A 24,835-nucleotide genomic window follows, 5' to 3' on the forward strand; every position below is an offset into this window, starting at 1 on the left:
GTTTTCAGGTAGCCTTTGGGGTGTTGCAGTCGATTTGTTGCGATTCGATTTACAAAGCCGCATCAAAGCCGCCGTCTTCCACCGCTTCTATCAGCGCGGCGGGGTTGGTTTGGGCGGGGTCGAATTCCACGACGGCGTTCTTGTTTTCCAGGCTCACTTCGGCCTTGTCCACGCCGTTTACGCCTTCGAGGATGCTGGTAACGCTTTTCACGCAGCCGCCGCAGGTCATGCCTTCGATGTTTAATGTGATGGTTTGCATAGGGTTTCCTTTCTGTTGGAATGAGGCTGAGGTTTTAAAGCCCGTTGCAGCCAAAGCTTTCAGGTAGCCTGAAATGATGGGTCTGCTCTTGCTTTCCTGCTAAGTGCCGCCACTATAAAGCTTCACCCGAAGTAAAGGTCAAGCATCATGATGAACATCAGCCAGGCCGCGGCCGAGAGCGGCCTTTCCGCCAAACAAATCCGCGACTACGAAAAGCACGGCCTAATCGCCCCGGCCGCGCGCAGCGAAGCGGGCTACCGCCGCTACGGACAGGCCGACCTTGTCCGGCTGCGCTTTATCCGCCATGCGCGGGAAGTGGGCTTTTCGCTGCCGCAGATCGGGCAGCTTTTGAGCCTGCAACACAACCCGCAGCGTACCAGCCGCGAAGTGAAAACGCTCACTGCGCGGCACATCGCCGAGCTGGAAGCCAAAATCGAACGCTTGCAGGGCATGGTGGCCGAGCTGCAACGTTGGCACGATGCCTGCACGGGAGACGACTTCCCGGATTGTGCGATTTTGGCCGGGCTGGAGGAGCGTTAGGCGGCTTTGGCAGAATAGAAACAGGCTACCTGAAAAGTTTCAGGTAGCCTTAGTCGGCCGCTAACGGTTTGGTACAGGCCTCGTCGTAATACGGCAGCCACTTGCCGCCGCTTTGCTTCAGATATGCGCGAAAACTTTTGTTTACCCGTGTGGCGGTGTAATCCAAATAATGGCAAAAAGTAAGTTATCAAGAGACAGAGGCCGTCTGAAGCGTTTCAGACGGCCTTTTCAAAATACGCTTATCGGTTACAAAGCCACATCGTAGCCGCCATCTTCTACGGCATCAATCAGCGCATCGGTATCTGTCTTGCTTTCATCAAAAGTAATCACTGCATTTTTGTTTTCCAAGCTGACTTCTGCTTTTTCCACGCCTTCTACGCCTTCCAAAAGACGGGTTACGCTTTTCACGCAGCCGCCGCAGGTCATGCCGTCGATATTGAGGGTAACAGTTTGCATTTGTATTTCCTTTCATTCAAACAAATATAGTTGCCAAATACTTTACTCCTTACACAAACAGCTTGCAAATTCTTCATTAAAGCCGTCTGAAAAATGCAGATAGGCGTACAATAACGCCCTTTGCTTCATCAAACGGACATAATAATGACTTCAACATTTAAACAATGGGTTAGCGTATGCGCGCTGGCGGTGGGTGCATTTATTTTCAATACCACCGAATACATTCCGATTGCGCTTTTGAGCGACATCGGTCAGAGCTTTGGCAAACCGGCAACGGAAGTGGGCATGATGATTACGGTGTATGCGTGGATTGTTGCGCTCCTATCGCTGCCGCTGATGCTGATGACGAAAAACATCGAACGGCGCAAATTATTGCTGATGCTGTTTGCACTGTTTGCGCTGTTTCACGCGCTGTCGTTCTTTTCTTGGAACTTCAACATCCTTTTGGTCAGCCGTATCGGAATTGCGCTGACACACGCGGTCTTTTGGTCAATTACGGCTTCTTTGGCGGTACGGCTTGCCCCCGCCGGCAAAACCAATCAGGCTTTGGGCTTGCTCAGTACGGGTACGGTTTTAGCGATGGTTTTGGGCATTCCGCTGGGGCGCGTGGTCGGGCAATACTTCGGCTGGCAGCTCAGCTTCCTGCTGATCGGGGGCTGTGCTGCCGGCGTAATGCTGGTGTTGGCCAAAAACCTGCCTGCTTTACCCAGCCAAAATACCGGCTCTTTAAGCAGCCTGCCGAGTTTGTTCAAACGCCGCAACCTGATGTTGCTTTATGCCATGACGGTGTTGATTATTACGGCACACTTCACGGCATACAGCTATATCGAGCCTTTTGTGTTGCAAGTTGGCGGATTTAAGGCAGAACAAGTTACCATCGTTTTGAGCCTGTACGGTTTGGCAGGCTTTGCCGCTTCTTATTTGTTTGGCAAATGGTTTGCCAAATCGCAACGCCTGTTTATGCTTGGCGCGGTGGCGGTCATCCTGCTCTCTGCCCTGCTTCTTCTGCCGTTTGCCTCTTTCCCTTATGCGGTGTACGCGCTGGTGTTTATTTGGGGCGTGGCCATCGTCATTGTCAGCTTGGGCATGGTGTCGAAAGTCTTGGCATTTGCCTCAGATGCAACAGATGTGGCCAACTCGATTTATTCAGGTTTGTACAACGTCGGTATCGGCGGCGGTGCGCTTTTGGGACATTATGTGACCGTCTGGTTCGGCCTTTCCAATATCGGCATTGCCGGAGCCTTGCTGGCAGCGGCAGGTCTGGCCGTTTGCGGCTTGTTGTTTAAGGAACAAGACAATCTGACGCAAAACGTTTAAATCCATATAAATCAGGATGGTATTACTGACCTGGCCGTAATTTTGGTAGTTTTACCGGTTTGTCCCGATTCTTATTAACCCACGATGGGTCTTCATTCGCCGGATAAGCAGTTTTCTTGCTGCTTATCCGGTTTTCATTTCATTTTTAAAAAACAATTTACAATTTGTTTACACTACATCAAATTACAAATATACTGTCGCCTATTAGGCCGTCTGAACGTACGGCTGAAAAGAAAAACCAATCATGTTTCAGAGGAATACATCATGGACTTAAACGCCAAGGATAAGACTCAGCATCCTGAGAACGTCGAGCTTCTCAGTGCGCAGAAGCCGATTACCGACTTTAAAGGACTGCTGACGACCATTATCTCTGCTGTTGTCTGCTTCGGCATTTATTACATCCTTCCCTACAGCCCCGATGCCAATAAAGGTATCGCGCTGTTGCTTTTTGTTGCGGCACTTTGGTTTACCGAAGCCGTACACATTACCGTTACCGCGCTGATGATCCCTATCCTTGCCGTTGTACTCGGCTTCCCAGATATGGACATCAAAAAAGCGATGGCTGGTTTCTCCGACCCGACGATTTATATCTTCTTCGGCGGCTTCGCGCTTGCAACCGCCCTGCACATGCAACGTCTCGACCGTAAAATCGCCGTCAGCCTGTTGCGCTTGTCCCGCGGCAATATGAAAGTTGCCGTGTTGATGCTGTTTGCCGTTACCGCTTTCCTGTCTATGTGGATCAGTAACACTGCGACTGCCGCGATGATGTTGCCTTTGGCAATGGGCATGATGAGCCACCTCGACCAAGAAAAAGAACGCAAAACCTACGTCTTCGTCCTGCTTGGCATCGCCTACTGCGCCAGTATCGGCGGCTTGGGCACCGTGGTTGGCTCTCCGCCGAACATGATTGCCGCCAAAGCGCTGAACTTGGACTTCGTCGGCTGGATGAAGCTCGGCCTGCCGATGATGCTGTTGATTCTGCCGCTGATGCTGTTCTCCATGTACGTCATCCTCAAACCTAATTTGAACGAGCGCGTGGAAGTTAAAGCCGAATCTATCCCTTGGACTTTGCACCGCGTTATCGCGTTGTTGATTTTCTTGGCCGCAGCCATCGCTTGGGTATTCAGCTCCAAAATCAAAGCTGCATTCGGCATTTCCAACCCCGATACCGTTATCGCGCTGATTGCCGCCGTTGCCGTCGTCGTATTCGGCGTGGCGCAATGGAAAGAAGTTGCCCGCAATACCGACTGGGGTGTATTGATGCTCTTCGGTGGCGGTATCAGCTTGAGCGCATTGCTGCAATCTTCCGGCGCATCTGAAGCTCTGGGTCAGCAAGTTGCTTCCACGTTCTCCCATTCTCCTGCATTGCTGGTGATTTTCGTGGTTGCCGCCTTCATCATCTTCCTGACCGAGTTCACCAGTAACACGGCTTCCGCCGCCTTGCTTGTACCTATTTTCGCCAGCATCGCCGCACAAATGGGTCTGCCCGAACAAGTCTTGGTATTCGTCATCGGCATTGGCGCATCTTGTGCCTTCATGCTGCCGGTTGCCACGCCGCCTAACGCGATTGTGTTCGGTACAGGCTTGATTAAGCAACGCGAAATGATGAACGTTGGCTTATTGCTGAACGTCCTCTGTATCGTATTGGTTGCGCTGTGGGCTTATTTCGTCCTGATGCCGTAAACCCGTAAAACCATATCCCAGGCCGTCTGAAAGAATATTTTTCAGACGGCCTTGAAGTTTGTCGTTCAGACACAATTTAACGAATGATTCAAAACCGGATTCTAACGAAAGGAAACCCATGATTATCCTGCACACCAACAAAGGCGATATCAAAATCGAACTCGATTTCGACAAAGCCCCCGTTACAGCTAAAAACTTCGAGCAATACGTTAAAGACGGCTTCTACGACGGCGTAATCTTCCACCGCGTCATCAAAGGCTTCATGATTCAAGGCGGCGGCATGGATGAAAACATGAACGAAAAAGAAACCCGCGATCCGATTCAAAACGAAGCGTCCAACGGTTTGCCCAACGAAAAATACACCATCGCCATGGCGCGTACTTCCGATCCGCACTCTGCCAGCGCGCAATTTTTCATCAACACTGCCGACAACGCTTTCCTGAACTTCCGTTCTAAAGAGCTGTACGGCAAAACCGTCGTCCAAGACTGGGGCTATGCCGTTTTCGGTAAAGTTGTTGACGGTTTTGATGTGGTCGATGCCATCGAAGGCGTTTCTACCAAACGCCACGGCTACCACGACGATGTACCGACCGAGCCTGTCATCATCACCAAAGCCGAAGTGGTTTAATTGATTTGATTTCCCATAAAAACAGCCTGTCCGAATTTAAAACGGACAGGCTGTTTTTCAATCATTAATGACGATACCTTCACACATCATAAGTACCGACCACGCATGCCGAATCCAAGACATGACCCTGCATGGCAAAATGCAGCTCATTAAAGCGGAAACCGCGCGGCAAATCCAAAACGGTATCCAGCGCGTACACAATCAGCTCGTAACGATGGCGGTTGTTCGGTGGCGCCATACCGCCATAAAACGAAGCCTCTTCGATTTCAAACTTACCCAACGCGCTCGCCCAAGTATTCGCACCCTGCGTAAAATCTGTTGCAGAAATGCTTTCATTTTCTGCCACGGAAGTACGTTTCAAATCCGAAATCAACCAATGCGTCCATACGAAGCCCGATGCTGAAATGGCATCTTTGTCTTCCAACACCACGGCAAACGATTTTGTTCCTTCAGGCGCATCTTCGATCTCAAAAGGAATCGAATAAGTAGGCATACCGCTCGGGCTGAACTGGCTGCCGCGCTTGCCGTATTTGTCTTCAAATTCGCCGTTGACAATAGCTTTACTGCTGACTTTCATCTTATATCTCCCAATAGTAGGTTTATTCATTCTAACAAACACCAAGGCCGTCTGAAAGATACTGCCGTTTTCACTTTCCCGATGTCGCATTTTCAGACGGCCTCAAGCAATATTCACAATTCGATCAAACACATTTGACATTCCATAGTATAATCCGCCGCATGAAAACTACACAGGATACGCATTATGGATTGGAAAGGTCGTGAACAAAGCCAAAACGTCGAAGATCGCCGCGGAAGCCGTGGCGGTGGTGGCGGCAAAACACCGGGCATACTCGGCATTATCGTGGTTTTGGTCGGCGCATATTACGGCGTGGATTTGAGCGGTTTGGTTGGCGGCTCATCTTCGATGGGCATCCCTACCCAGCAAGCCTCCCGACTTGACAGCCAACAAGAAGCCGAATTGAACGAACTGTCCCGCGTTGTCCTTGCCGATACGGAAAAAGCATGGAGTAAATATTTCCAGCAGCACGGCCAACGCTATACGCCGGCAACCATGGTGTTGTATGAAGGCGGTACGTCCACCGCCTGCGGTACGGGCCAATCTGCCATGGGTCCGTTTTACTGCCCGGGCGACCAAAGAGTTTATTTGGATTTGAGTTTCTACGAAGACATGCGCACCAAGCTCGAATCCGCCAGCGATGCCGCGTTTGCCTACGTTATTGCCCATGAAGTCGGCCATCACGTTCAAAACCTGCTCGGCATTCTGCCTAAAGTCCACAAAATGCAACAGCAAGTCGGCAAAAAAGAGGCCAATGCCCTTTCCGTCAAACTCGAATTGCAGGCCGACTGTTTCGCTGGTATTTGGGGACACTACGCCATCAACAAAAATATCTTCAAAACAGAAGACATTCAAAAAGCTATGCTTGCCGCCGAATCCGTCGGCGATGACCGCTTGCAGAAACAGGCTCAGGGCTATGTCGTTCCCGACAGCTTTACCCATGGCTCGTCCGAAGAACGCATGACTTGGCTCAAGCGCGGTTTGGAAAGCGGCGACATCAACCAGTGCAACACTTTCAACAATTGATTCGTCGATGTAACGACAAAAGGCCGTCTGATTTTTTCAGACGGCCTTTTAGCCGTGTTAAAATAATACCTATTATTTTCCCTTAAATTCAAAGGAAATCCACATGGCAAATATCGCCCGCGACATTTTCAAAGCCTACGACATCCGGGGCATCGTCGGTAAAACCCTGACCGACGAAGCTGCATACTTAGTTGGCAAAGCCATTGCCACCAAAGCCTCCGAAAAAGGTATTACCCGCATCGCACTCGGTCGCGACGGCCGTTTGAGCGGTCCCGGCCTGATGGCACAAATTCAACGCAGTTTCACAGACAGCGGCATCGACGTCCTCAACGTCGGCATGGTTGCCACCCCTATGCTCTACTTCGCAGCCATCAACGAATGCGGCGGCAGCGGCGTGATGATTACCGGCAGCCACAATCCGCCCGATTACAACGGTTTCAAAATGATGCTCGGCGGCGACACGCTCGCAGGCGAAGCCATTCAAGAACTTTTAGCCATTATTGAAAAAGACGGTTTTGTTGCCGCCGACAAACAAGGCAGCGTAACCGAAAAAGACATCTCCAACGAATACCACAACAACATCGTCGGCCATATCAAGCTCAAACGCCCGATGAAAATCGTGATTGACGCAGGCAACGGTGTCGGCGGCGCATTTGCAGGCAAACTCTACAAAGGTTTGGGCAATGAAGTGACCGAACTTTTCTGCGAAGTGGACGGCAATTTCCCTAATCACCACCCCGATCCATCCAAACCGAAAAACCTGCAAGACCTCATCGTCGAGCTTCAAAACAGCGATGCCGAAATCGGCTTGGCATTTGACGGCGATGCCGACCGCTTGGGCGTGGTCACCAAAGACGGCAACATCATCTATCCAGACCGCCAATTAATGCTTTTCGCGCAAGACGTGTTGAGCCGCAATCCTAAAGCCAAAGTGATTTTCGACGTCAAATCCACCCGTCTGCTTGCGCCTTGGATTAAAGAACACAGTGGCGAACCTGTGATGGAAAAAACCGGCCACAGCTTCATCAAATCCACCATGAAAAAAACCGGCGCACTGGTTGCCGGCGAAATGAGCGGACACATCTTCTTTAAAGAACGCTGGTTCGGCTTCGACGACGGTATGTATGCCGGCGCACGCCTCTTGGAAATCCTGTCTGCCTTCGACAATCCGTCCGAAGTATTGAACAAGCTGCCACAAAGCATTTCCACTCCGGAACTCAACATCGACCTGCCCGAAGGCAGCAACGGCCACAAAGTGATTGAAGAGCTGGCTGCCAATGCCAAGTTTGAAGGTGCGACCGAAATCATCACCATCGACGGCTTGCGCGTTGAATTCCCCGACGGCTTCGGCCTGATGCGTGCTTCCAATACCACACCGATTTTGGTGTTGCGTTTTGAAGCGGATACGCAAGAAGCGATTGAACGTATTCAAAACCAATTCAAAGCAGTCATTGAAAGCAATCCTGCATTGAAATGGCCGCTGTAAGGGTTTAGGCTAAAACAAAAGGCCGTCTGAAAATTATTTCAGACGGCCTTTAATATTAAACATTGATTATTTAAAGTTTGGAAACTAAGAATATCCCGGCTTGGTTATCCGACTTGCGCCAACTGTTGGCGCATTTCATCGATAACGGCTTTGTAATCCGGTTTGCCAAAAATCGCCGAACCGGCGACAAACGTATCCGCACCCGCCGCCGCAATTTCAGCAATATTGTCTGTTTTCACGCCGCCATCGACTTCCAATGCGATATGGCGGCCGCTTTGCCGTTCATACTCGTCCAACATCTCGCGCACTTTGCGGATTTTCACCAGTGTATTCGGGATAAAGCTTTGTCCGCCGAAGCCCGGGTTGACCGACATCAGCAACACCATATCCAGTTTGTCCAAAACGTTTTCCAGAATATTGACCGGCGTGGCAGGATTCAATACTAAGCCTGCCTGGCAGCCGTATTCTTTAATCAAACCCAAGCTGCGGTCGATGTGGCGGCTGGCTTCCGGATGAAAGGTAATGATATTGGCACCGGCTTTGGCAAACGCATGAATCAAATCGTCCACCGGCTCAACCATCAAATGCACATCGACCGGCACGGTTGCATACGGTTTCAAAGCCGCGCAAACCATAGGGCCGAAAGTCAGATTCGGCACATAATGATTGTCCATCACGTCAAAATGAATCAAATCCGCGCCGGCGCAGATAACTTCGGCAACCTCTTCGCCCAAGCGGGCAAAATCGGCAGACAAAATACTGGGGGCGATACGGTAGTCGGTCATATTTATTCTCCTAAAGTGTGTTCCTTTGTCATTATCGCATTTTTGCCCCTATGTTGTATGCTGCCGACAACGTCTCTACCGTCATTTTTATGAATTTACATTTCACATACATTAATGAAACTTAAAATCAAATTGTAAGGCTTTGAAAATAAATTATTTGAATACATACACGTGCAGAAAAATCTAACATCATTAACAAAAGTTAACTGCTTTGATACTGCCTTTCACACGCTAATCGGTTATATTTCCAAACCTGATGAAATATTAGGAAAACACCGTGTCTGTCGCACTTTCCCGCTATCCGACTTTTACTTTCTTAGCACTCGCCCTACTCTGTTCCAGCCTGCCTGCACATGCCGGTCCGTTTCTGGCCACTTTAGACGACTTCCATCCAAATTGCGACATTCGACAGCTTAATTTATCCGCCGACCAACACGCCGCTCTGCGCCGCCTGCGTACCGACTTCAAACAAATCAACGATAAAGCCTACCGCAAAACCGTACGCTCCGACCGCAACCGCCGTCAAACCATCATCAAAATCCTCTCCGGCGACTCATTCGATTCAAACGCCGCCCGCGACTATGTTGAAAGCCGCTACCTCTCCAGCATGGACTATGCAGTGGATGAAATGGAAATCCAATACCGCCTCTATCATCTGCTCAATCCGCGCCAACGCCAGCAGTGGTTGTCTTCATGCTTGCGCTAATGGATAAATAACAATACAAAAGGCCGTCTGAAACCATATTCAGACGGCCTTTGCTTTTTTCAGCCTTAATCCAATACTCTTTCTTCCGGCAAGCGTCCTGCCCAGTCGCAGGCAAACTGCCATGCCGAGCGGCCTGAACGGCTGCCGCGCATTTGCGCCCATTGCAATGCAGCTTGGCGCGCCGTATCGTCAAAAGGCACATTGAAATCGTCCAACCAGTTGGCTACGGCGGTCAAATAATCGTTTTGGTCGAAAGGATAAAAACTCAGCCATAAGCCGAAGCGGTCGGAAAGGGAGATTTTCTCCTCGACGGCTTCCTTCTGATGGATTTCGCCGCGAGTGCCCGTAGTACCGCCGTTTTCATCCATGTATTCGGGAATTAAATGGCGGCGGTTGGAAGTGGCATAAACCAAAACATTGGTGCACCGTTGCGACAGTCCGCCATCCAAAGCGGTTTTCAAGGCTTTATAGGTTTCATCGCCGGTTTCAAACGACAAATCATCACAGAAAACGATAAATTTCTCGGGACGTTCGGACAACAGCGTCAACAAAGCCGGCAAGCTGATCAAATCGCTTTTGTCCACTTCAATCAGTCGCAGGCCGCGCTCGGCATATTCGTGCAACAACGCTTTAACCAAGGAAGATTTGCCCGTACCGCGTGCGCCGGTCATCAAGACATTATTGGCCGGACGGCCTGCCAAAAATTGCTCGGTATTGCGTTTCAGCCTGTCGGTTTGCGAACCGACTGCCGCCAATCGGCTCAAAGGAAACGTATGCGGACGCGGCAGGCTTTCTAAAATGCCTTTTTTGCCCACGCTGTGCCAACGGTAGGCAAGTGCCTGCCAATCGGTTTTTCCCGGCTCGTCAGGCAGAATTAAATCCAAACGGTTTAAAACGGAATAGGCTTTTTTTAAAAATTCGGATAATTTCATTTTTACTTTCTTCTTTCAGACGGCCTTTTGCGCCAACACACGCATCACGGTATCGACAACGGCTTGGGTTTGCGGATCGATTTCAATATTGATGAGGTCGCCTTCTTTGCGGCTGCCAAACAGGGTGCGCTCCAAAGTCTCCGGAATCAGGTGTACGCAAAATTCGCTGTCGCCGACTTCGCCTATGGTCAGGCTGCAACCGTCCAAACCGACAAAGCCTTTGGTCAGGATGTAGGGCTTGAGGTTTTCCGGCAGCTCAAACCAAACGGTGCGGTTGAACTCGCTGGATTCGATACGGGAAATTCGGGTAACCGCTATCACATGGCCGCTCATCACATGGCCGCCGATTTCATCGCCAAACCGCGCCGCGCGTTCCAAGTTGACACTGTCGCCGACTTTCAAGCTGCCGAGATTGGTTTTACGTAAAGTCTCGTCCATCAAATCAAAGCTGACTTTGTTGCCGTCAATTCGGGTAATGGTCAGGCAGCAGCCGTTGTTGGCGACAGAGGCGCCGGTTTGCAGATTGTCGGCGATTTCGAGGGGCAGCTCGACAATGTGGGTACGAAAGTTGGGCGAAGGTTGGACGATGTCTGTAATTTTGCCCATGCCTTGTACGATGCCTGTAAACATGATGTCTTCTTTCCGATGGTACGATAAGGCGGATATTGTAGCATTTTCCAGGCACAAAGGCCGTCTGAAAGCGGTGGTGGCGATGGTTTGGGGTATAATCGGATTTTTATTTCCGCCGCCCGATCATGCTCAGCTACCGCCACGCCTTCCATGCCGGCAACCATGCCGATATGCTCAAGCACTTTACCCTCTTCCTCGTCCTCGAATATTTCAACCGCAAAGACAAGCCTTATTGGTATATCGATACGCACAGTGGTGCCGGTTTGTATGATTTGAGCGGCGATGAAGCACAAAAAGTCGGCGAATACAAACAAGGCATTGCGCTCTTGGAACAAGCTGACAAGCTGCCTGCCGAATTGGCCGAATTTATAGGCCGTCTGAAACAAATCCTGCCGCAAGACAACCTTTACTGCGGCTCGCCTTGGCTGGCACAGGCGCTCACGCGCGACAGCGACAAAATGCGCCTCTTTGAGCTGCACCCTGCCGATTTTGTCCATTTGCAAAACAATATGCGCGAAGTCCGTCCGCCGCGCAAAGTGCAAGTCAGCCAAGCGGACGGTTATCAAGGCCTGATTTCACTCTTGCCTCCCCCTCCACGCCGCGCCGCCGTCTTGATTGATCCGCCCTACGAAGAAAAACAAGACTACCGCCGTGTCATCCAAGTCCTGAAAGATGCTTTAAAACGCTTTGAAACCGGCTGCTACATGGTTTGGTATCCCTGCTTGAGCCGCGAAGAAAGCCGCAAACTGCCGGACGAACTCAAAAAAATCACGCCCGACAATTATCTGCACGCCGAGCTTCATGTCCATACGCCGCGCAGCGACGGCTTCGGCATGCACGGCAGCGGCATGTTCATCATCAACCCGCCCTATATGCTTGCCGAACAGTTGCAAAACAATCTGCCCGAGCTTTCCAAAATTCTGGCGCAAGATGCCGGCGCGCATTATGTATTGGAAAGCAAAACGAAATAAACGCTGCCGTTTGAACGTATACCCAAGTGCTTCAATTTTTTCTCCATACCTGTTCAGACGGCCTTAACCCTTTATACTTAAGCCTTTTTCCACTACAATTCACAACATAACAATTAACGGCCGTCCACTCATGAATATACGCACACCCCTAGCCTGTACGCTCCTGCTTTGCGCGTGCAGCGAATCAGCAAAAAACGAATTTAAAGAAGGATTTACCCAAAGTTTCCGCACCGAATTTGTCCGCTCGGCAACCGAAGCCTGCGTAGAAAAAGCCTCCGGAAAAAGCCCGTTTGATTCCGCGACCACTGAAAAAATCTGCCGCTGTATCGGCGAAAAAACAGTCGACCAAATCAATCCTGAAGAAGCAACCTCGCTTTTGGGCGGCAGCAACACCATGAGCGACGAGCTGAAAAAACGCATCAAAGACACCAGCATCGCCTGCACTAAAGAAGTTTTAGGCATGGCCGACAGCAAAACCAAATAAACACGCCGTTTTCAGACGGCCTGAAATTGAAAAATATTCGATTCAAACTTAGGAAAAGAGTGAAACCATGAAGACATTGAACCAATTCTTAGCCCAACACCTGCCCGAACACAAACTGCCGCAAGAGCTGGCCGGCGTACTGGAATCCGTAGCCGCCGCCTGTTTGGACATCAACGCCAAAGTCCGCCTCGGCGCGCTTTCCGGCGTTTTAGGCATGGCCGGTACCGGCAACATCCAAGGCGAAGACCAAAAGAAACTGGACGTCATCGCCAACAACATCATGATTGATGTTTTAAAAGCCAATGCCAACATCGCAGGCCTTGCCAGCGAAGAAGAAGACACCTATGTCGCCACGCACGAAAACGGCGGCTATTTGGTATTGTTTGACCCGTTGGACGGCTCTTCCAATATCGACGTCAACATCTCCGTCGGCACCATTTTCTCCGTCTTGGCCAAACCTGAAGGCGCATTGACTACCGAATCCTTCCTGCAAAAAGGCCGCGACCAAGTGGCTGCAGGTTATGTTTTATACGGTCCACAAACTCAACTGGTACTGACTGTCGGTCACGGCGTATTCGTCTTCACTTTGGACGATGCCAACCAATTCCTGCTGACCAAAGAAAATCCGCGCGTTCCCGAATCCACTAAAGAATTCGCCATCAATATGTCCAACCAAAGACATTGGTTCGCCCCTGTTCAACAATACATTGACGAATTGCTGGCAGGCGAAACCGGCGTACGCGGCAAAAACTACAATATGCGCTGGGTTGCCAGCATGGTTGCCGAAATCCACCGCATCCTGATGCGCGGCGGCGTATTCATGTATCCGCAAGACAAACGCGATCCATCCAAACCGGGCAAACTGCGCCTGATGTACGAAGCCAACCCGATGAGCCTGATTATGGAACAAGCCGGCGGCGCATCAAACAACGCCATCGAAGCCATGCTCGACATCCAACCTACCGGCCTGCACCAACGTGTTGCCGTATTCATGGGCAGCCGCGAAGAAGTCGAATACGTTTACAATCTGCATCAAAAATAATCAGATGTATTGATTTCAAACCAAAAAAGGCCGTCTGAAATATGATTTTCAGACGGCCTTTGGTTAAAAAATAAAAGAAACAAAAAATCAAAAGGCAGACTCAAATCTGCCCTTTGCTGCTTTCCATATAACCTTTATTGGATTAAGCCGAACGAGCCAGCTCTTCCGCCGCTTTTTGCACTATATCCGGTGTCAGTTTGTTCAAACAATCCGTATGCCCCAACGGACATTCGCGTTTGAAACAAGGCGAGCAATCCAAATTCAAGCTGACGATTTTTGCCTTTTGGCTTAGAGGTGGCGTATGGTCAGGGCTGGATGAGCCGTAAACCGCAACCAATTTCCGATCAAGCGCAGCCGCAAGGTGCATCAGACCGCTGTCGTTACACACAACTGTATCGGCGCAAGACAACAAATCAATCGCCTCCGAAAGATTGGTTTTGCCGCAAAGATTGGTACACAGGCCGTCTGAAAGCCGGTTGATTTCATCTGCAATATCGAAATCTTTTTGCGAACCAAACAGCCAAACCTGCCAACCCTTAGCCAAATAGCGGCGGCCCAGTTCGGCAAAATGACGCGCAGGCCAACGCTTGGCCGGGCCATATTCCGCACCGGGACAAAATGCCAAAATCGGTTTATCCGTCGTTAAACCATGTTTTGCCAAAGCGGCTTGACGGCTTTCGGGATCAATCTTAAAACACGGATTATCAGAATGCCCGTTAAAATCCGCTTGGGTCGGATACGCCAGCGCAGTATAGCGGTCGACCATCAGGGGCAACGCAGTCTTATCCAACTTGCGGATATCGTTCAGCAAAAAATAGCGCGACTCGCCGACGTAGCCCGTACGCTGTTTAATACCCGTAGCCAAGGCAATAATGGCGGATTTGAGCGAACCGGGCAAAACAATCACTTGATCATAGCCTTCTTTTCCCAATTCACGCCCGATACGCCAACGTTTTTTCAATTCCAACGCACCATGTCCAAACGGGTTTTCCATCACACGGTTGATTTCAGGCATACGCTCAAATACAGCCATCGACCATTTGGGCGCAAAAGCATCAATGGTGCAGCCGGGATGCAGCTCATGCAAACGGCGATAAAGCGGTTGGGTCATGACGCAGTCGCCAATCCAGCTTGGGGTAATAATCAGGATTTTTTTGGACATAATGGAATGTGTTTTTAATTTTGGCTTATTGTAATACGATTTTTAAAAGGCCGTCTGAAACTCGGTTTAATCGCCCTGATCAGAACGTACTAGTTGATACATGTTATTTCAACAGATGCACTCTGGTTTGAGCGCGTGAAGTGTTTGTCTCCCCAATTATTCTGCAAATACCACGCCCCAAATACTAAGCATAACGGCAGCAAACAATATCTGCTTCATTTTTAAAACCTTATAAAAACAGAAAGGCCGTCTGAAATATTTTCAGACGACCTTTTTATAGTGGTTTAACGATGGTAGTTAGGCGCTTCTTTGGTGATTTGTACGTCGTGAACGTGGGATTCGCTCATACCGGCAGAAGTGATTTCCACAAATTCTGCTTTCTCGTGCATTTCAGCAATATTGGCGCAACCCAAATAACCCATGCTGGAGCGCAGACCGCCGGTCAGCTGGTGGATGATGTTCACAATCGGGCCTTTGTAAGGAACGCGACCTTCGATACCTTCAGGAACATATTTGTCTGTGCTGTCGGTTTTATCTTGGAAGTAGCGGTCGGCAGAACCTTGGCTCATCGCACCCAACGAACCCATACCGCGGTAAGACTTGTAAGAGCGGCCTTGGTAGAGTTCGATTTCGCCCGGTGCTTCTTCCGTACCGGCAAACATACCGCCGAGCATGACGCTGTATGCACCTGCTGCCAGAGCTTTGGCAATATCGCCGGAGAAGCGGATACCGCCGTCGGCAATCAGGGGAACGCCTGTACCTTTCAAGGCTTCGGAAACATTGTGAATCGCAGTCAGCTGAGGCACGCCCACGCCTGCTACGATACGGGTCGTACAAATCGAGCCCGGGCCGATACCGACTTTAACGGCATCCGCACCGGCGGCCACCAAATCCAAAGCTGCTTGGGCAGTCGCGATATTGCCGCCGATGACTTGGATGTGCGGGTAAGTTTCTTTGACCCAGCGCACGCGATCGATAACACCTTGGCTATGGCCGTGGGCAGTATCGACTACAATCACGTCCACACCGGCTTCTACCAATGCTTTGACGCGCTCTTCGGTATCGCCGCCGGTACCTACCGCAGCACCGACGCGCAGACGGCCTTCGGCATCTTTGCTGGCATTAGGGAATTCGGTTGTTTTCAGAATATCTTTAACGGTAATCAGACCTTTGAGTTCGTCTTGGTCGTTCAATACCAAAACGCGCTCTACTTTGTGCGCATGCATGATTTCGCGTGCTTCATCGATGCTGGTACCTTCAGGAACGGTAACCAAACGGTCGCGGGGGGTCATGATGGCAGAAACCGGCAGATCGACACGGTTTTCAAAACGCAGGTCGCGGTTGGTCACGATACCGACCACTTTGCCGTTTTCAACAACAGGCAGACCGGACATTTTGCGTTTGCGTTGTGCGCGCATTTCCAATACGTCGCGGATCAATGCGGTCGGCGCAACGGTAACGGGATCTTTCACCACGCCGCTCTCATGGCGCTTCACTTTGGAAACGGCACGCGCTTGCAACTCCGGCGTCATGTTTTTATGGATAATGCCGATGCCGCCTTCTTGAGCCATAGAGATGGCCAGACGCGCTTCGGTAACGGTATCCATTGCAGCAGAAAGTAGGGGGAGGTTAAGCGTGATATCGCGGGTGAGTTTGGTTTGAAGTTTGACATCTCGAGGCAGCACGTTTGAGTGCGCTGGAACCAACAAAACGTCGTCGAAAGTATAGGCTTTTTCTACAATACGCATGATGCTCGGTCTTTCAGTTTGTGCAAGATGCACGGCATTATATCACACCGGCTTGATGCTAACATTGGCAATACATGTTTTAACGTTATTTTTTTACATGATTTGATCTAGCGTACAAAAATATGCCAACGCATTGCAGTTTCAAGTAAAATAAGCCGCATGAGAACATCATTTACATAAGGGAAACCCATGAAATCTTCCGTACTCAAAACCTGTCTGATAGCAGCCCTTCTCTCTTCCGCCGCCCTGACCGACGCGGCCGAGGTTTACACTTGGAAAGGCTCATCGGGCAACAGCTATTCCGATACGCCAAACCGCCTGCAACCGAAGCGTTCCGGCGTGGTCAACATCCGCACGCACAACGTTAAACCTGCCGTTGCACCTGCTGTTGCGGCATCTGAACCGGTTGCCGAGCAGCCCAACGAACAGGTCGCGGAACAAAACAAACAAATCGAAGAACGCAATAAAAAAATCGAAGAGCAAAACCACCAAAACAAGCTGGAAAACTGCAAAATCGCCAAAATCAACCGCCAAGTCGCCGAAAGCGCACGCTTGGCCAATCGCGACAGCCTGATTAAGCAATACCAAAACGACGTCAATAAATACTGCAATTAACCTGCTAAATAACAATATCAAAAAGGCCGTCTGAAATTTAATTTCAGACGGCCTTCATTGTTCAGTCCATCAATAATACAGTTGAACCAACAACAAACCGAAAACTAGACTAAATGCCATACTCAACAAGCCCGGAATCATGAAGCTGTGGTTGAAGATGAATTTGCCGATTTTGGTTGAGCCGGTTGTATCGAAGTCGATAGCGGCAATAATCGGACCGTAGTTTGGAATGAAGAAATAGCCGTTTACCGCGACAAATGTGCCAATAATGATGGGCGCAGGAATACCCAGTTTGATAGCGATTGGGAACAGCGTTGCCACTGTCGCGCCTTGGCTGTTGACCAATACCGACAAGATAAACAAGGCAAAGGCAAAGGTCCATGGTGCAGATTCAACCAAATGACTGACGGTCGATTCTACTTCTGTTAAGTGGCCGTTCATCAAGGTATCGCCCAACCAAGCCACGCCAAACACCGCAATCACGGCACGCATACCGGCATGGAATACCGAACCTCGGGTAATCGCATCGCCATTGGGTTTACACGCCAAGATAATCAGCGCAGAAGCAGACAACATCACGATTTCAATCGTATGCGCCATGCCCATAGGCTTGATCGCGCCATCGTGTTCAAAAGCCGGACGCAACTCAGGCAGCGCACCCATCACGACCACCAGCAATGCCGCAGTCAAGAAAATACCGACCGACAATTTGGCTTTCGGCGAAATGGCAACATCGGTTTGTTGTTCCTCCACATCGATGTATTCTTTCACATAGTTCGGGTCTTTCAGCAAAGCCTGATAATGCGGATCGTCTTTCAACTCTTTGCCCAGTTTGTTTACAAACACGCAAGCCAAACCGATACCCAAAATCGTGGACGGAACGGTAACTTTCAACACGTCCGCCATCGTGATGTGTTGCGGCTCAAGCATGGTGACGCAGGCAACAACGGCGGCGGCAATCGGGCTGGCGACAATCGCAAATTGGGAAGCGATAACCGCCATCGTCAGCGGACGGGAAGGACGGATGCCATTGCGACGGCTGACTTCGGCAATCACGGGCAAGACCGAGTAAGCCACATGGCCCGTACCTGCCAACACGGTAAAGGTATAAGTCACCGCCGGCGCGATAAAGGTGATGTATTTCGGATTGCGGTGCAACACGCGCGTGGCAATCTTAATCATATAGTCCAAACCGCCGCTGGCCTGCATGGCCGCTGCGGCAGACACTACCGCCATAATCATCAGCATCACATCAATCGGCGGGCTGGTCGGTTGAAGATGAAAACCAAAAGACAATACGGCCAAGCCGATACCGCCGAGCACACCCAAACCAATACCGCCAACCTGCGCACCAATCAGGATACACAGCAGCACAATGGCAAACTGAATAAAAAACATAGTTGACATCACAACTCCCAAAATCCGGCCTTAGCCGAAATAAAATTACAAACGGTTGGATTATAGAGTAAACCCTCTTCCCTAACCATACTTTACCTAATTATACATACCGATCTACATTAAATAAATAATATTCTCATTTAACCAATAGACTGAGACCTTTGCAAAATTCCCCAAAATCCCCTAAATTCCCACCAAGACATTTAGGGGATTTCTCATGAGCACCTTCTTCCAGCAAACCGCACAAGCCATGATTGCCAAACACATCGACCGTTTCCCACTATTGAAGTTGGATCAGCTGATTGATTGGAAACCGATCGAACAATACCTGAATCGTCAAAGAACCCGTTACCTTCGAGACCACCGCGGCCGTCCCGCCTATCCCCTGTTGTCCATGTTCAAAGCCGTCCTGCTCGGACAATGGCACAGCCTCTCCGATCCCGAACTCGAACACAGCCTCATCACCCGCATCGACTTCAACCTGTTTTGCCGTTTCGACGAGTTGAGCATCCCCGATTACAGCACCTTATGCCGCTACCGCAACTGGCTGGCGCAAGACAACACCCTGTCCGAACTGCTGGAACTGATTAACCGCCAACTGACTGAAAAAGGCCTAAAAGTAGAGAAAGCATCCGCCGCCGTCGTTGACGCCACCATTATTCAGACCGCCGGCAGCAAACAGCGCCAGGCCATAGAAGTTGATGAAGAAGGACAAGTCAGCAGCCAAACCACACCGAGTAAAGACAGCGATGCCCGTTGGATAAAGAAAAACGGCCTCTACAAACTCGGTTACAAACAACATACCCGTACCGATGCGGAAGGCTATATCGAGAAACTGCACATCACTCCCGCCAATGCCCATGAGTGCAAACACCTGTCGCCTTTGTTGGAAGGACTGCCCAAAGGTACGACCGTCTATGCCGACAAAGGCTATGACAGTGAGGAAAACCGGCAACATCTGAAAGAGCATCGGCTGCAGGACGGCATTATGCGCAAAGCACACCGTAATCGTCCGCTGTCGGAAGCGCAAACCAAACGTAACCGATATTTGTCGAAGACCCGTTATGTGGTCGAACAAAGCTTCGGTACACTGCACCGTAAGTTCCGCTATGCCCGGGCAGCCTATTTCGGGCTGATTAAAGTGAGTGCGCAAAGCCATCTGAAGGCGATGTGTCTAAACCTGTTGAAGGCGGCTAACAGGCTAAGTGTGTCTGTTGCCGCCTAAAAGGCGGCCCGGATGCCTGATTATCGGGTGTCCGGGGAGGATTAAGGGGGTATTTGGGTAGAGTTAGGGAGTGATTGGTGGCGGAAACAGCCGAAAACCTGTGTTGGGGTTTCGACTGTTGTGGGAAGGGCTTTTTTGCCAAGGTCTCGGGTTGATATTATCTGTGCATATTAATATAATGATAATTATTATTAATCAAATAGAGGAAAAGTAGGGATGTGTAAACCGAATTATGGCGGCATTGTCTTGTTGCCCTTACTTTTGGCATCTTGTATCGGCGGCAATTTCGGCGTGCAGCCTGTTGTCGAATCAACGCCGACCGCGCAAACCCCGTCAGATTCCAAACCTTCCAAGCCTGAGGATATTCCTGCTCCGGCTCCTGCCAAACCTTCTATAGAAACCACGCCGGTCAACCAGCCCGCCGTCGGTGCGGCAATGCGGTTGCCAAGGCGGAATATTGCTTTTTATAACAAAGACGGTACGGAAATTCCCGATAAGCATCAGGCAGAGGAGTATCTGCCGCTTAAAGAGGAGGATATCCTGTTTTTAGACGGTACGCCGCAAGAACAGGTCGACAAACTTAAAAAGGAAATCAAAGGACGGCATCCTAATGCACAAATCTACACGTCCGATTCAAAAGATGCTGTGTATCAATATAAATATGTCCGGGCCGGATATGTTTATACTCAAACAGGAGAAGACGAAATCAAACAGAACTCAGGTGGTAAGCGGTTTACCCACCGGTTTGGTTATGACGGGTTTGTATATTATTCCGGAGAACATCCCTCCCAATCTTTACCGAGCGCGGGAACGGTGAAATATTCCGGTAACTGGCAATATATGACCGATGCCAAACGTCATCGGACAGGTCAGGCGGTTGCCAGTGAGAATTTGGGTTATAACACATATTATGGTAATAATATTGGTGCAACTTCTTATGCGGCTAGGGATGCCGACGACAGGGAAAAACATCCTGCCGAATATACGGTTAATTTCGACAAAAAAAACCTGGAAGGTAAGTTGATTAAAAATCAGTATGTGCAAAATAAGAATAATCCAGATGAACCTAAAAAGCCGCTGATCATTTACAACATTACTGCAAAATTGGACGGCAACCGCTTTATCGGCAGTGCCAAGGTCAATCCTGATTTAGCGGAAAAACATGCCGGTAAGGAGCATTTGTTTTTCCATGCCGATGCCGATCAGCGGCTTGAGGGCGGTTTTTTCGGCGATAACGGAGAAGAGCTTGCCGGACGGTTTATCAGCAACGACAAAAGCGTATTCGGCGTATTCGCAGGCAAACAAAATAGCTCCGTGCCGTCTGAAACGCATACCAAAATCTTGGATTCGCTGAAAATTGCCGCCGACGAAGCTGCCGATCCTAAGGCACGTCCGTTTATTGCCGAGCCTATGCCCGACTTTGCCCATCCTGACAAACTCCTTGTCGAAGGGCGTGAAATCTCCTTGGTCAAAGATACTCAAACCATCGTTCTTGCCGACGGCAGGAAAACGACAATCCGAACCTGCTGCGATTTTCTGAACTATGTGAAAATCGGACGGATGCAAACCGACCGTCCCGTCGTCAAACCGACTGCAACAGAGGACGAAGATTCCGATCATGAAGGCGCGGGACCTGATGATGAAAATGAAAGTTTAGAGCCTGAAGACGGTGAAGACGGTTTGGAAAATGATACCGATGACGGTCATGCTTCTTCCGAGTTGCCGGCAGAGGAAGATAACGGGGAAGCAAATACAGCAGGAAAAAATGAAGGAAACAACGCGGAAAGCGTAGGCACGGATGGAAAATCACCTGTCCAACCCGCTTCTGCATACAGGAATATCGACCTTTTCATAAAAGGTATCCGCACTTCCGAGGCAGACATCCCCAAAATTGGGAATGTCCACTATAGAGGTTCATGGGAAGCCCGTATCGGCGCGCCGATCCAATGGGATAACCATGCGGATAAAGCGGCAAAAGCCGAATTCGACGTTAACTTTGCCAACAAGTCCCTTTCCGGCACCCTGATGGAGAAAAATGGTGTAGAACCTGCCTTCTATATTGAAAACGGTATTATTGAGCACAACGGTTTCCATGCAGCAGCACGTACCCGTGATACAGGTATCGACCTGCTTGGCAGGGGTGCAACATCCTCCAAACCGTTTAAAGCCGAGAACCTTCATGTAACAGGGGGCTTTTACGGACCTCATGCATCGGAATTGGGCGGCAGCTTTGCCGAACCCCAACAAAAAATCGGTGTGGTATTTGGTGCGAAGAAAGATGACAAGGAGGCAACACGATGAACAGAAGGCATACATTCCCGCTTACCCTGACCGCCTTGGCCATTGCAGCCGCTTTCCCATCATATGCGGCAAACCCCGAAACGGCGGCATCTGATGCGGCGCAAAGTCAATCATTGAAGGAGATTACCGTCCGTGCCGCCAAAGTGGGACGGCGATCGAAAGAGGCGACCGGTTTGGGCAAAATCGTCAAAACGTCGGAAACGTTGAACAAAGAACAGGTACTCGGTATCCGCGACCTGACGCGCTACGATCCGGGCGTGGCCGTCGTCGAACAAGGTAACGGCGCGAGCGGCGGTTATTCGATACGGGGCGTGGATAAAAACCGTGTGGCGGTTTCGGTCGACGGTGTTGCCCAAATACAGGCGTTTACCGTGCAGGGTGCATTGAGCGGATACGGCGGACGCGGCGGCAGCGGTGCAATCAACGAAATCGAATATGAAAACGTCGGTACGGTAGAAATCGACAAAGGTGCCGGTTCTTCCGATCACGGCAGCGGTGCGCTCGGCGGAGCAGTCTCCCTCCGCACCAAAGAGGCGGCAGACCTGATTTCAGACGGCAAAAGTTGGGGGATACAGGCAAAAACCGCCTACGGCAGTAAAAACCGCCAATTTATGAAGTCGCTCGGCGCGGGTTTCAGTAAGGACGGTTGGGAAGGGCTGTTAATCCGAACCGAACGCCAAGGGCGGGAAACGCGCCCGCACGGCGATATTGCGGACGGGGTGGAATACGGCATAGACCGTTTGGACGCGTTCCGCCAGACATACGATATTCAGAGTCCGAATAAAAAGGCGGAATATTTCCTGGCGGAGGGCGAGAGTGAGCTCAAGCCTGTGGCAAAATTGGCGGGCAACGGGAAATATTTGAAAAACCAGCTCAACCGCTGGGTGGAAGAACGCCGTTCAAAAGGTCAGGCTTTAAACAGTGAAGAAGAAGCGATGGTGCGGGAGGCGCAGGCGCGCCACGAAAACCTGTCCGCCCAATCGTACACAGGCGGCGGCAGGATATTGCCCGATCCGATGGATTACCGCAGCGGTTCGTGGCTTGCCAAGCTGGGCTACCGCTTCGGCGGCAGGCATTATGTCGGCGGCGTGTTTGAGGATACCAAACAGCGTTACGACATCCGCGATATGACGGAAAAACAGTATTACGGTACGGACGAGGCGAAAAAGTTTAGCGACAAGAGCGGGGTGTACGACGGCAACGATTTCCGCGACGGCTTGTATTTTGTGCCGAATATAGAAGCGTGGGATAAAAACAAAGAAAAATGGGTCAAGGGCATAGGTTTGAAATATTCCCGCACCAAATTTATAGACGAACATCACCGCCGCCGCCGTATGGGTTTGCTGTACCGTTATGAAAACGAAGCGTATTCTGACAATTGGGCGGACAAGGCGGTGTTGTCGTTTGACAAACAGGGCGTGGCAACCGACAACAACACGCTGAAGCTGAATTGCGCCGTGTATCCTGCCGTGGACAAATCCTGCCGCGCGTCGGCAGACAAGCCGTATTCCTACGACAGCAGCGACCGTTTCCACTACCGCGAACAGCACAATGTTTTGAATGCCTCGTTTGAGAAGTCGCTGAAAAACAAATGGACGAAACACCATCTGACTTTGGGCTTCGGTTACGATGCTTCCAAAGCGATCTCCCGCCCCGAACAGCTTTCCCACAATGCGGCAAGGATTTCGGAATACTCGGATTACACCGATAAGGGAGACAAGTATCTTTTGGGTAAGCCCGAAGTCGTCGAAGGGTCGGTCTGCGGCTACATCGAAACCCTGCGTTCCCGCAAATGCGTGCCAAGAAAAATCAACGGCAGCAATATCCACATTTCTTTGAACGACCGTTTTTCAATCGGCAAATATTTCGATTTCAGCTTGGGCGGCAGGTACGACCGGCAAAACTTTACCACGTCGGAAGAACTCGTCCGCAGCGGGCGGTATGTTGACCGTTCGTGGAACAGCGGCATCGTGTTCAAACCGAACCGGCATTTTTCTTTGTCTTACCGCGCCTCCAGCGGCTTCAGAACGCCCTCCTTCGAAGAACTTTTCGGGATAGACATTTATCACGATTATCCGAAAGGCTGGCAGCGTCCTGCCCTGAAATCGGAAAAGGCAGCCAACCGCGAAATCGGTTTGCAGTGGAAGGGCGATTTCGGCTTTTTGGAAATCAGCAGCTTCCGCAACCGTTATACCGATATGATTGCCGTTGCCGATCAAAAAACCAAATTGCCGAATCAGGCAGGACAATTGACAGAGATTGATATACGCGATTATTACAATGCCCAAAATATGTCGCTCCAAGGCATCAACATCTTGGGAAAAATCGACTGGAACGGTGTGTATCACAAACTGCCCGAAGGTTTGTACACGACTTTGGCGTACAACCGTATCAAACCGAAATCGGTATCCAACCGGCCGGGACTGTCCCTCCGCAGCTATGCTTTGGATGCGGTACAGCCGTCGCGTTATGTTTTGGGGTTCGGATACGACCAGCCCGAGGGGAAATGGGGCGCAAACATTATGCTGACCTATTCCAAAGGGAAAAACCCTGATGAACTTGCTTATCTGGCAGGCGATCAAAAACGATATTCGGCAAAAAGAGCGTCGTCTGCTTGGTCGACGGCAGATGTTTCCGCCTATCTTAATCTGAAAAAACGGCTGACCTTGAGGGCGGCTATCTACAATATCGGCAACTACCGCTACGTTACTTGGGAATCCTTGCGCCAGACTGCGGAAAGCACGGCAAACCGGCACGGCGGCGACAGTAACTATGGAAGGTATGCCGCACCGGGCAGGAACTTCAGCCTCGCGCTTGAAATGAAGTTTTAAAGGAAATACCGTCTGAAAGCTTGATCTGCACCC

At 50.3% G+C, this 24,835-nt stretch carries 23 protein-coding genes; 14 read left to right on the plus strand and 9 right to left on the minus strand.

Annotation, left to right across the window (positions count from 1 at the left end):
* Positions 1–49 precede the first annotated feature (49 nt).
* Positions 50–259, minus strand: coding sequence for a heavy-metal-associated domain-containing protein (locus LPB400_RS08030; protein WP_003674677.1), 210 nt, complete (start codon positions 257–259; stop codon positions 50–52).
* A gap of 147 nt (positions 260–406) precedes the next feature.
* On the opposite strand from LPB400_RS08030, the gene cueR reads away from it, so the two are divergent.
* Positions 407–799, plus strand: a complete 393-nt coding sequence (cueR, locus tag LPB400_RS08035; protein WP_070646861.1) for a Cu(I)-responsive transcriptional regulator — start codon at positions 407–409, stop codon at positions 797–799.
* Between the two features lie 246 nt (positions 800–1,045).
* Here the strand turns inward: cueR and LPB400_RS08040 are convergent, their stop codons facing one another.
* Positions 1,046–1,255: a heavy-metal-associated domain-containing protein gene (locus tag LPB400_RS08040; protein WP_004519826.1), complete on the minus strand. Its 210-nt coding sequence runs from the start codon at positions 1,253–1,255 to the stop codon at positions 1,046–1,048.
* Between the two features lie 144 nt (positions 1,256–1,399).
* On the opposite strand from LPB400_RS08040, the gene LPB400_RS08045 reads away from it, so the two are divergent.
* The 3 genes from LPB400_RS08045 to LPB400_RS08055 all read left to right on the plus strand — a co-directional run bounded on the left by LPB400_RS08045 (position 1,400) and on the right by LPB400_RS08055 (position 4,883).
* Complete coding sequence (locus LPB400_RS08045) at positions 1,400–2,572, plus strand: sugar transporter (protein WP_070712627.1); 1,173 nt, start codon at positions 1,400–1,402, stop codon at positions 2,570–2,572.
* Between the two features lie 264 nt (positions 2,573–2,836).
* Positions 2,837–4,255, plus strand: a complete 1,419-nt coding sequence (locus LPB400_RS08050; protein WP_070712625.1) for an SLC13 family permease — start codon at positions 2,837–2,839, stop codon at positions 4,253–4,255.
* A 118-nt stretch (positions 4,256–4,373) separates the two neighbouring features.
* Positions 4,374–4,883: a peptidylprolyl isomerase gene (locus LPB400_RS08055; RefSeq protein ID WP_003747093.1), complete on the plus strand. Its 510-nt coding sequence runs from the start codon at positions 4,374–4,376 to the stop codon at positions 4,881–4,883.
* A 79-nt stretch (positions 4,884–4,962) separates the two neighbouring features.
* Here the strand turns inward: LPB400_RS08055 and LPB400_RS08060 are convergent, their stop codons facing one another.
* On the minus strand, positions 4,963–5,460 hold the full coding sequence (locus LPB400_RS08060) for a YbhB/YbcL family Raf kinase inhibitor-like protein (RefSeq protein WP_219088661.1): 498 nt from the start codon (positions 5,458–5,460) through the stop codon (positions 4,963–4,965).
* A 186-nt stretch (positions 5,461–5,646) separates the two neighbouring features.
* Here LPB400_RS08060 and ypfJ point away from each other — a divergent pair, with 186 nt between their 5' ends.
* Both ypfJ and LPB400_RS08070 read left to right on the plus strand, forming a co-directional pair.
* Positions 5,647–6,486, plus strand: coding sequence for a KPN_02809 family neutral zinc metallopeptidase (gene ypfJ, locus LPB400_RS08065; protein ID WP_107792084.1), 840 nt, complete (start codon positions 5,647–5,649; stop codon positions 6,484–6,486).
* Between the two features lie 103 nt (positions 6,487–6,589).
* Positions 6,590–7,972, plus strand: coding sequence for a phosphomannomutase/phosphoglucomutase (locus tag LPB400_RS08070; RefSeq protein WP_107792085.1), 1,383 nt, complete (start codon positions 6,590–6,592; stop codon positions 7,970–7,972).
* 104 nt (positions 7,973–8,076) lie between these two features.
* Here the strand turns inward: LPB400_RS08070 and rpe are convergent, their stop codons facing one another.
* The gene (gene rpe, locus LPB400_RS08075) at positions 8,077–8,757 is read right to left on the minus strand and encodes a ribulose-phosphate 3-epimerase (RefSeq protein WP_219088663.1); all 681 of its coding nucleotides are present in this window, start codon (positions 8,755–8,757) and stop codon (positions 8,077–8,079) included.
* 277 nt (positions 8,758–9,034) lie between these two features.
* Between rpe and LPB400_RS08080 the strand changes: the two genes are divergently transcribed.
* Positions 9,035–9,463: a Spy/CpxP family protein refolding chaperone gene (locus LPB400_RS08080; protein ID WP_036490577.1), complete on the plus strand. Its 429-nt coding sequence runs from the start codon at positions 9,035–9,037 to the stop codon at positions 9,461–9,463.
* Positions 9,464–9,528: 65 nt separating this feature from the next.
* On the opposite strand, the gene LPB400_RS08085 is transcribed toward LPB400_RS08080, so the two are convergent.
* Together LPB400_RS08085 and LPB400_RS08090 are read right to left on the minus strand one after the other, a co-directional pair.
* Complete coding sequence (locus LPB400_RS08085) at positions 9,529–10,395, minus strand: ATP-binding protein (RefSeq protein ID WP_049348700.1); 867 nt, start codon at positions 10,393–10,395, stop codon at positions 9,529–9,531.
* A gap of 15 nt (positions 10,396–10,410) precedes the next feature.
* A complete protein-coding gene (locus tag LPB400_RS08090) occupies positions 10,411–11,025 on the minus strand; it encodes a riboflavin synthase subunit alpha (RefSeq protein WP_219088665.1) in 615 nt (204 codons plus the stop codon).
* 125 nt (positions 11,026–11,150) lie between these two features.
* Between LPB400_RS08090 and LPB400_RS08095 the strand changes: the two genes are divergently transcribed.
* From LPB400_RS08095 to LPB400_RS08105, 3 genes are all read left to right on the plus strand, one after another.
* Complete coding sequence (locus tag LPB400_RS08095) at positions 11,151–11,996, plus strand: 23S rRNA (adenine(2030)-N(6))-methyltransferase RlmJ (RefSeq protein ID WP_219088667.1); 846 nt, start codon at positions 11,151–11,153, stop codon at positions 11,994–11,996.
* 130 nt (positions 11,997–12,126) lie between these two features.
* Complete coding sequence (locus LPB400_RS08100; RefSeq protein WP_049348696.1) at positions 12,127–12,480, plus strand: hypothetical protein; 354 nt, start codon at positions 12,127–12,129, stop codon at positions 12,478–12,480.
* A 67-nt stretch (positions 12,481–12,547) separates the two neighbouring features.
* The gene (locus tag LPB400_RS08105; protein ID WP_070822288.1) at positions 12,548–13,522 is read left to right on the plus strand and encodes a class 1 fructose-bisphosphatase; all 975 of its coding nucleotides are present in this window, start codon (positions 12,548–12,550) and stop codon (positions 13,520–13,522) included.
* A 142-nt stretch (positions 13,523–13,664) separates the two neighbouring features.
* Here the strand turns inward: LPB400_RS08105 and waaF are convergent, their stop codons facing one another.
* Positions 13,665–14,684, minus strand: a complete 1,020-nt coding sequence (waaF, locus tag LPB400_RS08110; RefSeq protein WP_219088669.1) for a lipopolysaccharide heptosyltransferase II — start codon at positions 14,682–14,684, stop codon at positions 13,665–13,667.
* Positions 14,685–14,968: 284 nt separating this feature from the next.
* On the minus strand, positions 14,969–16,432 hold the full coding sequence (guaB, locus tag LPB400_RS08115) for an IMP dehydrogenase (protein WP_036490563.1): 1,464 nt from the start codon (positions 16,430–16,432) through the stop codon (positions 14,969–14,971).
* A 189-nt stretch (positions 16,433–16,621) separates the two neighbouring features.
* Here guaB and LPB400_RS08120 point away from each other — a divergent pair, with 189 nt between their 5' ends.
* Entirely contained in the window at positions 16,622–17,047 is a 426-nt protein-coding gene (locus LPB400_RS08120; RefSeq protein ID WP_219088671.1) for a DUF4124 domain-containing protein, read from the plus strand.
* Positions 17,048–17,116: 69 nt separating this feature from the next.
* Here the strand turns inward: LPB400_RS08120 and LPB400_RS08125 are convergent, their stop codons facing one another.
* Positions 17,117–18,445, minus strand: coding sequence for an anaerobic C4-dicarboxylate transporter family protein (locus LPB400_RS08125; protein WP_219089724.1), 1,329 nt, complete (start codon positions 18,443–18,445; stop codon positions 17,117–17,119).
* Between the two features lie 217 nt (positions 18,446–18,662).
* Here LPB400_RS08125 and LPB400_RS08130 point away from each other — a divergent pair, with 217 nt between their 5' ends.
* The 3 genes from LPB400_RS08130 to LPB400_RS08140 all read left to right on the plus strand — a co-directional run bounded on the left by LPB400_RS08130 (position 18,663) and on the right by LPB400_RS08140 (position 24,802).
* Positions 18,663–19,670, plus strand: a complete 1,008-nt coding sequence (locus LPB400_RS08130; RefSeq protein WP_219088560.1) for an IS5 family transposase — start codon at positions 18,663–18,665, stop codon at positions 19,668–19,670.
* A gap of 216 nt (positions 19,671–19,886) precedes the next feature.
* A complete protein-coding gene (locus tag LPB400_RS08135; RefSeq protein ID WP_049328591.1) occupies positions 19,887–21,971 on the plus strand; it encodes a transferrin-binding protein-like solute binding protein in 2,085 nt (694 codons plus the stop codon).
* Positions 21,968–24,802, plus strand: a complete 2,835-nt coding sequence (locus LPB400_RS08140; protein WP_219088673.1) for a lactoferrin/transferrin family TonB-dependent receptor — start codon at positions 21,968–21,970, stop codon at positions 24,800–24,802. The genes LPB400_RS08135 and LPB400_RS08140 overlap by 4 nt, the downstream gene beginning before the upstream one ends.
* The last annotated feature ends 33 nt before the right edge of the window (positions 24,803–24,835 follow it).

The sequence above is a fragment of the Neisseria perflava genome (assembly GCF_019334725.1).
GTDB lineage: Bacteria > Pseudomonadota > Gammaproteobacteria > Burkholderiales > Neisseriaceae > Neisseria > Neisseria subflava_A.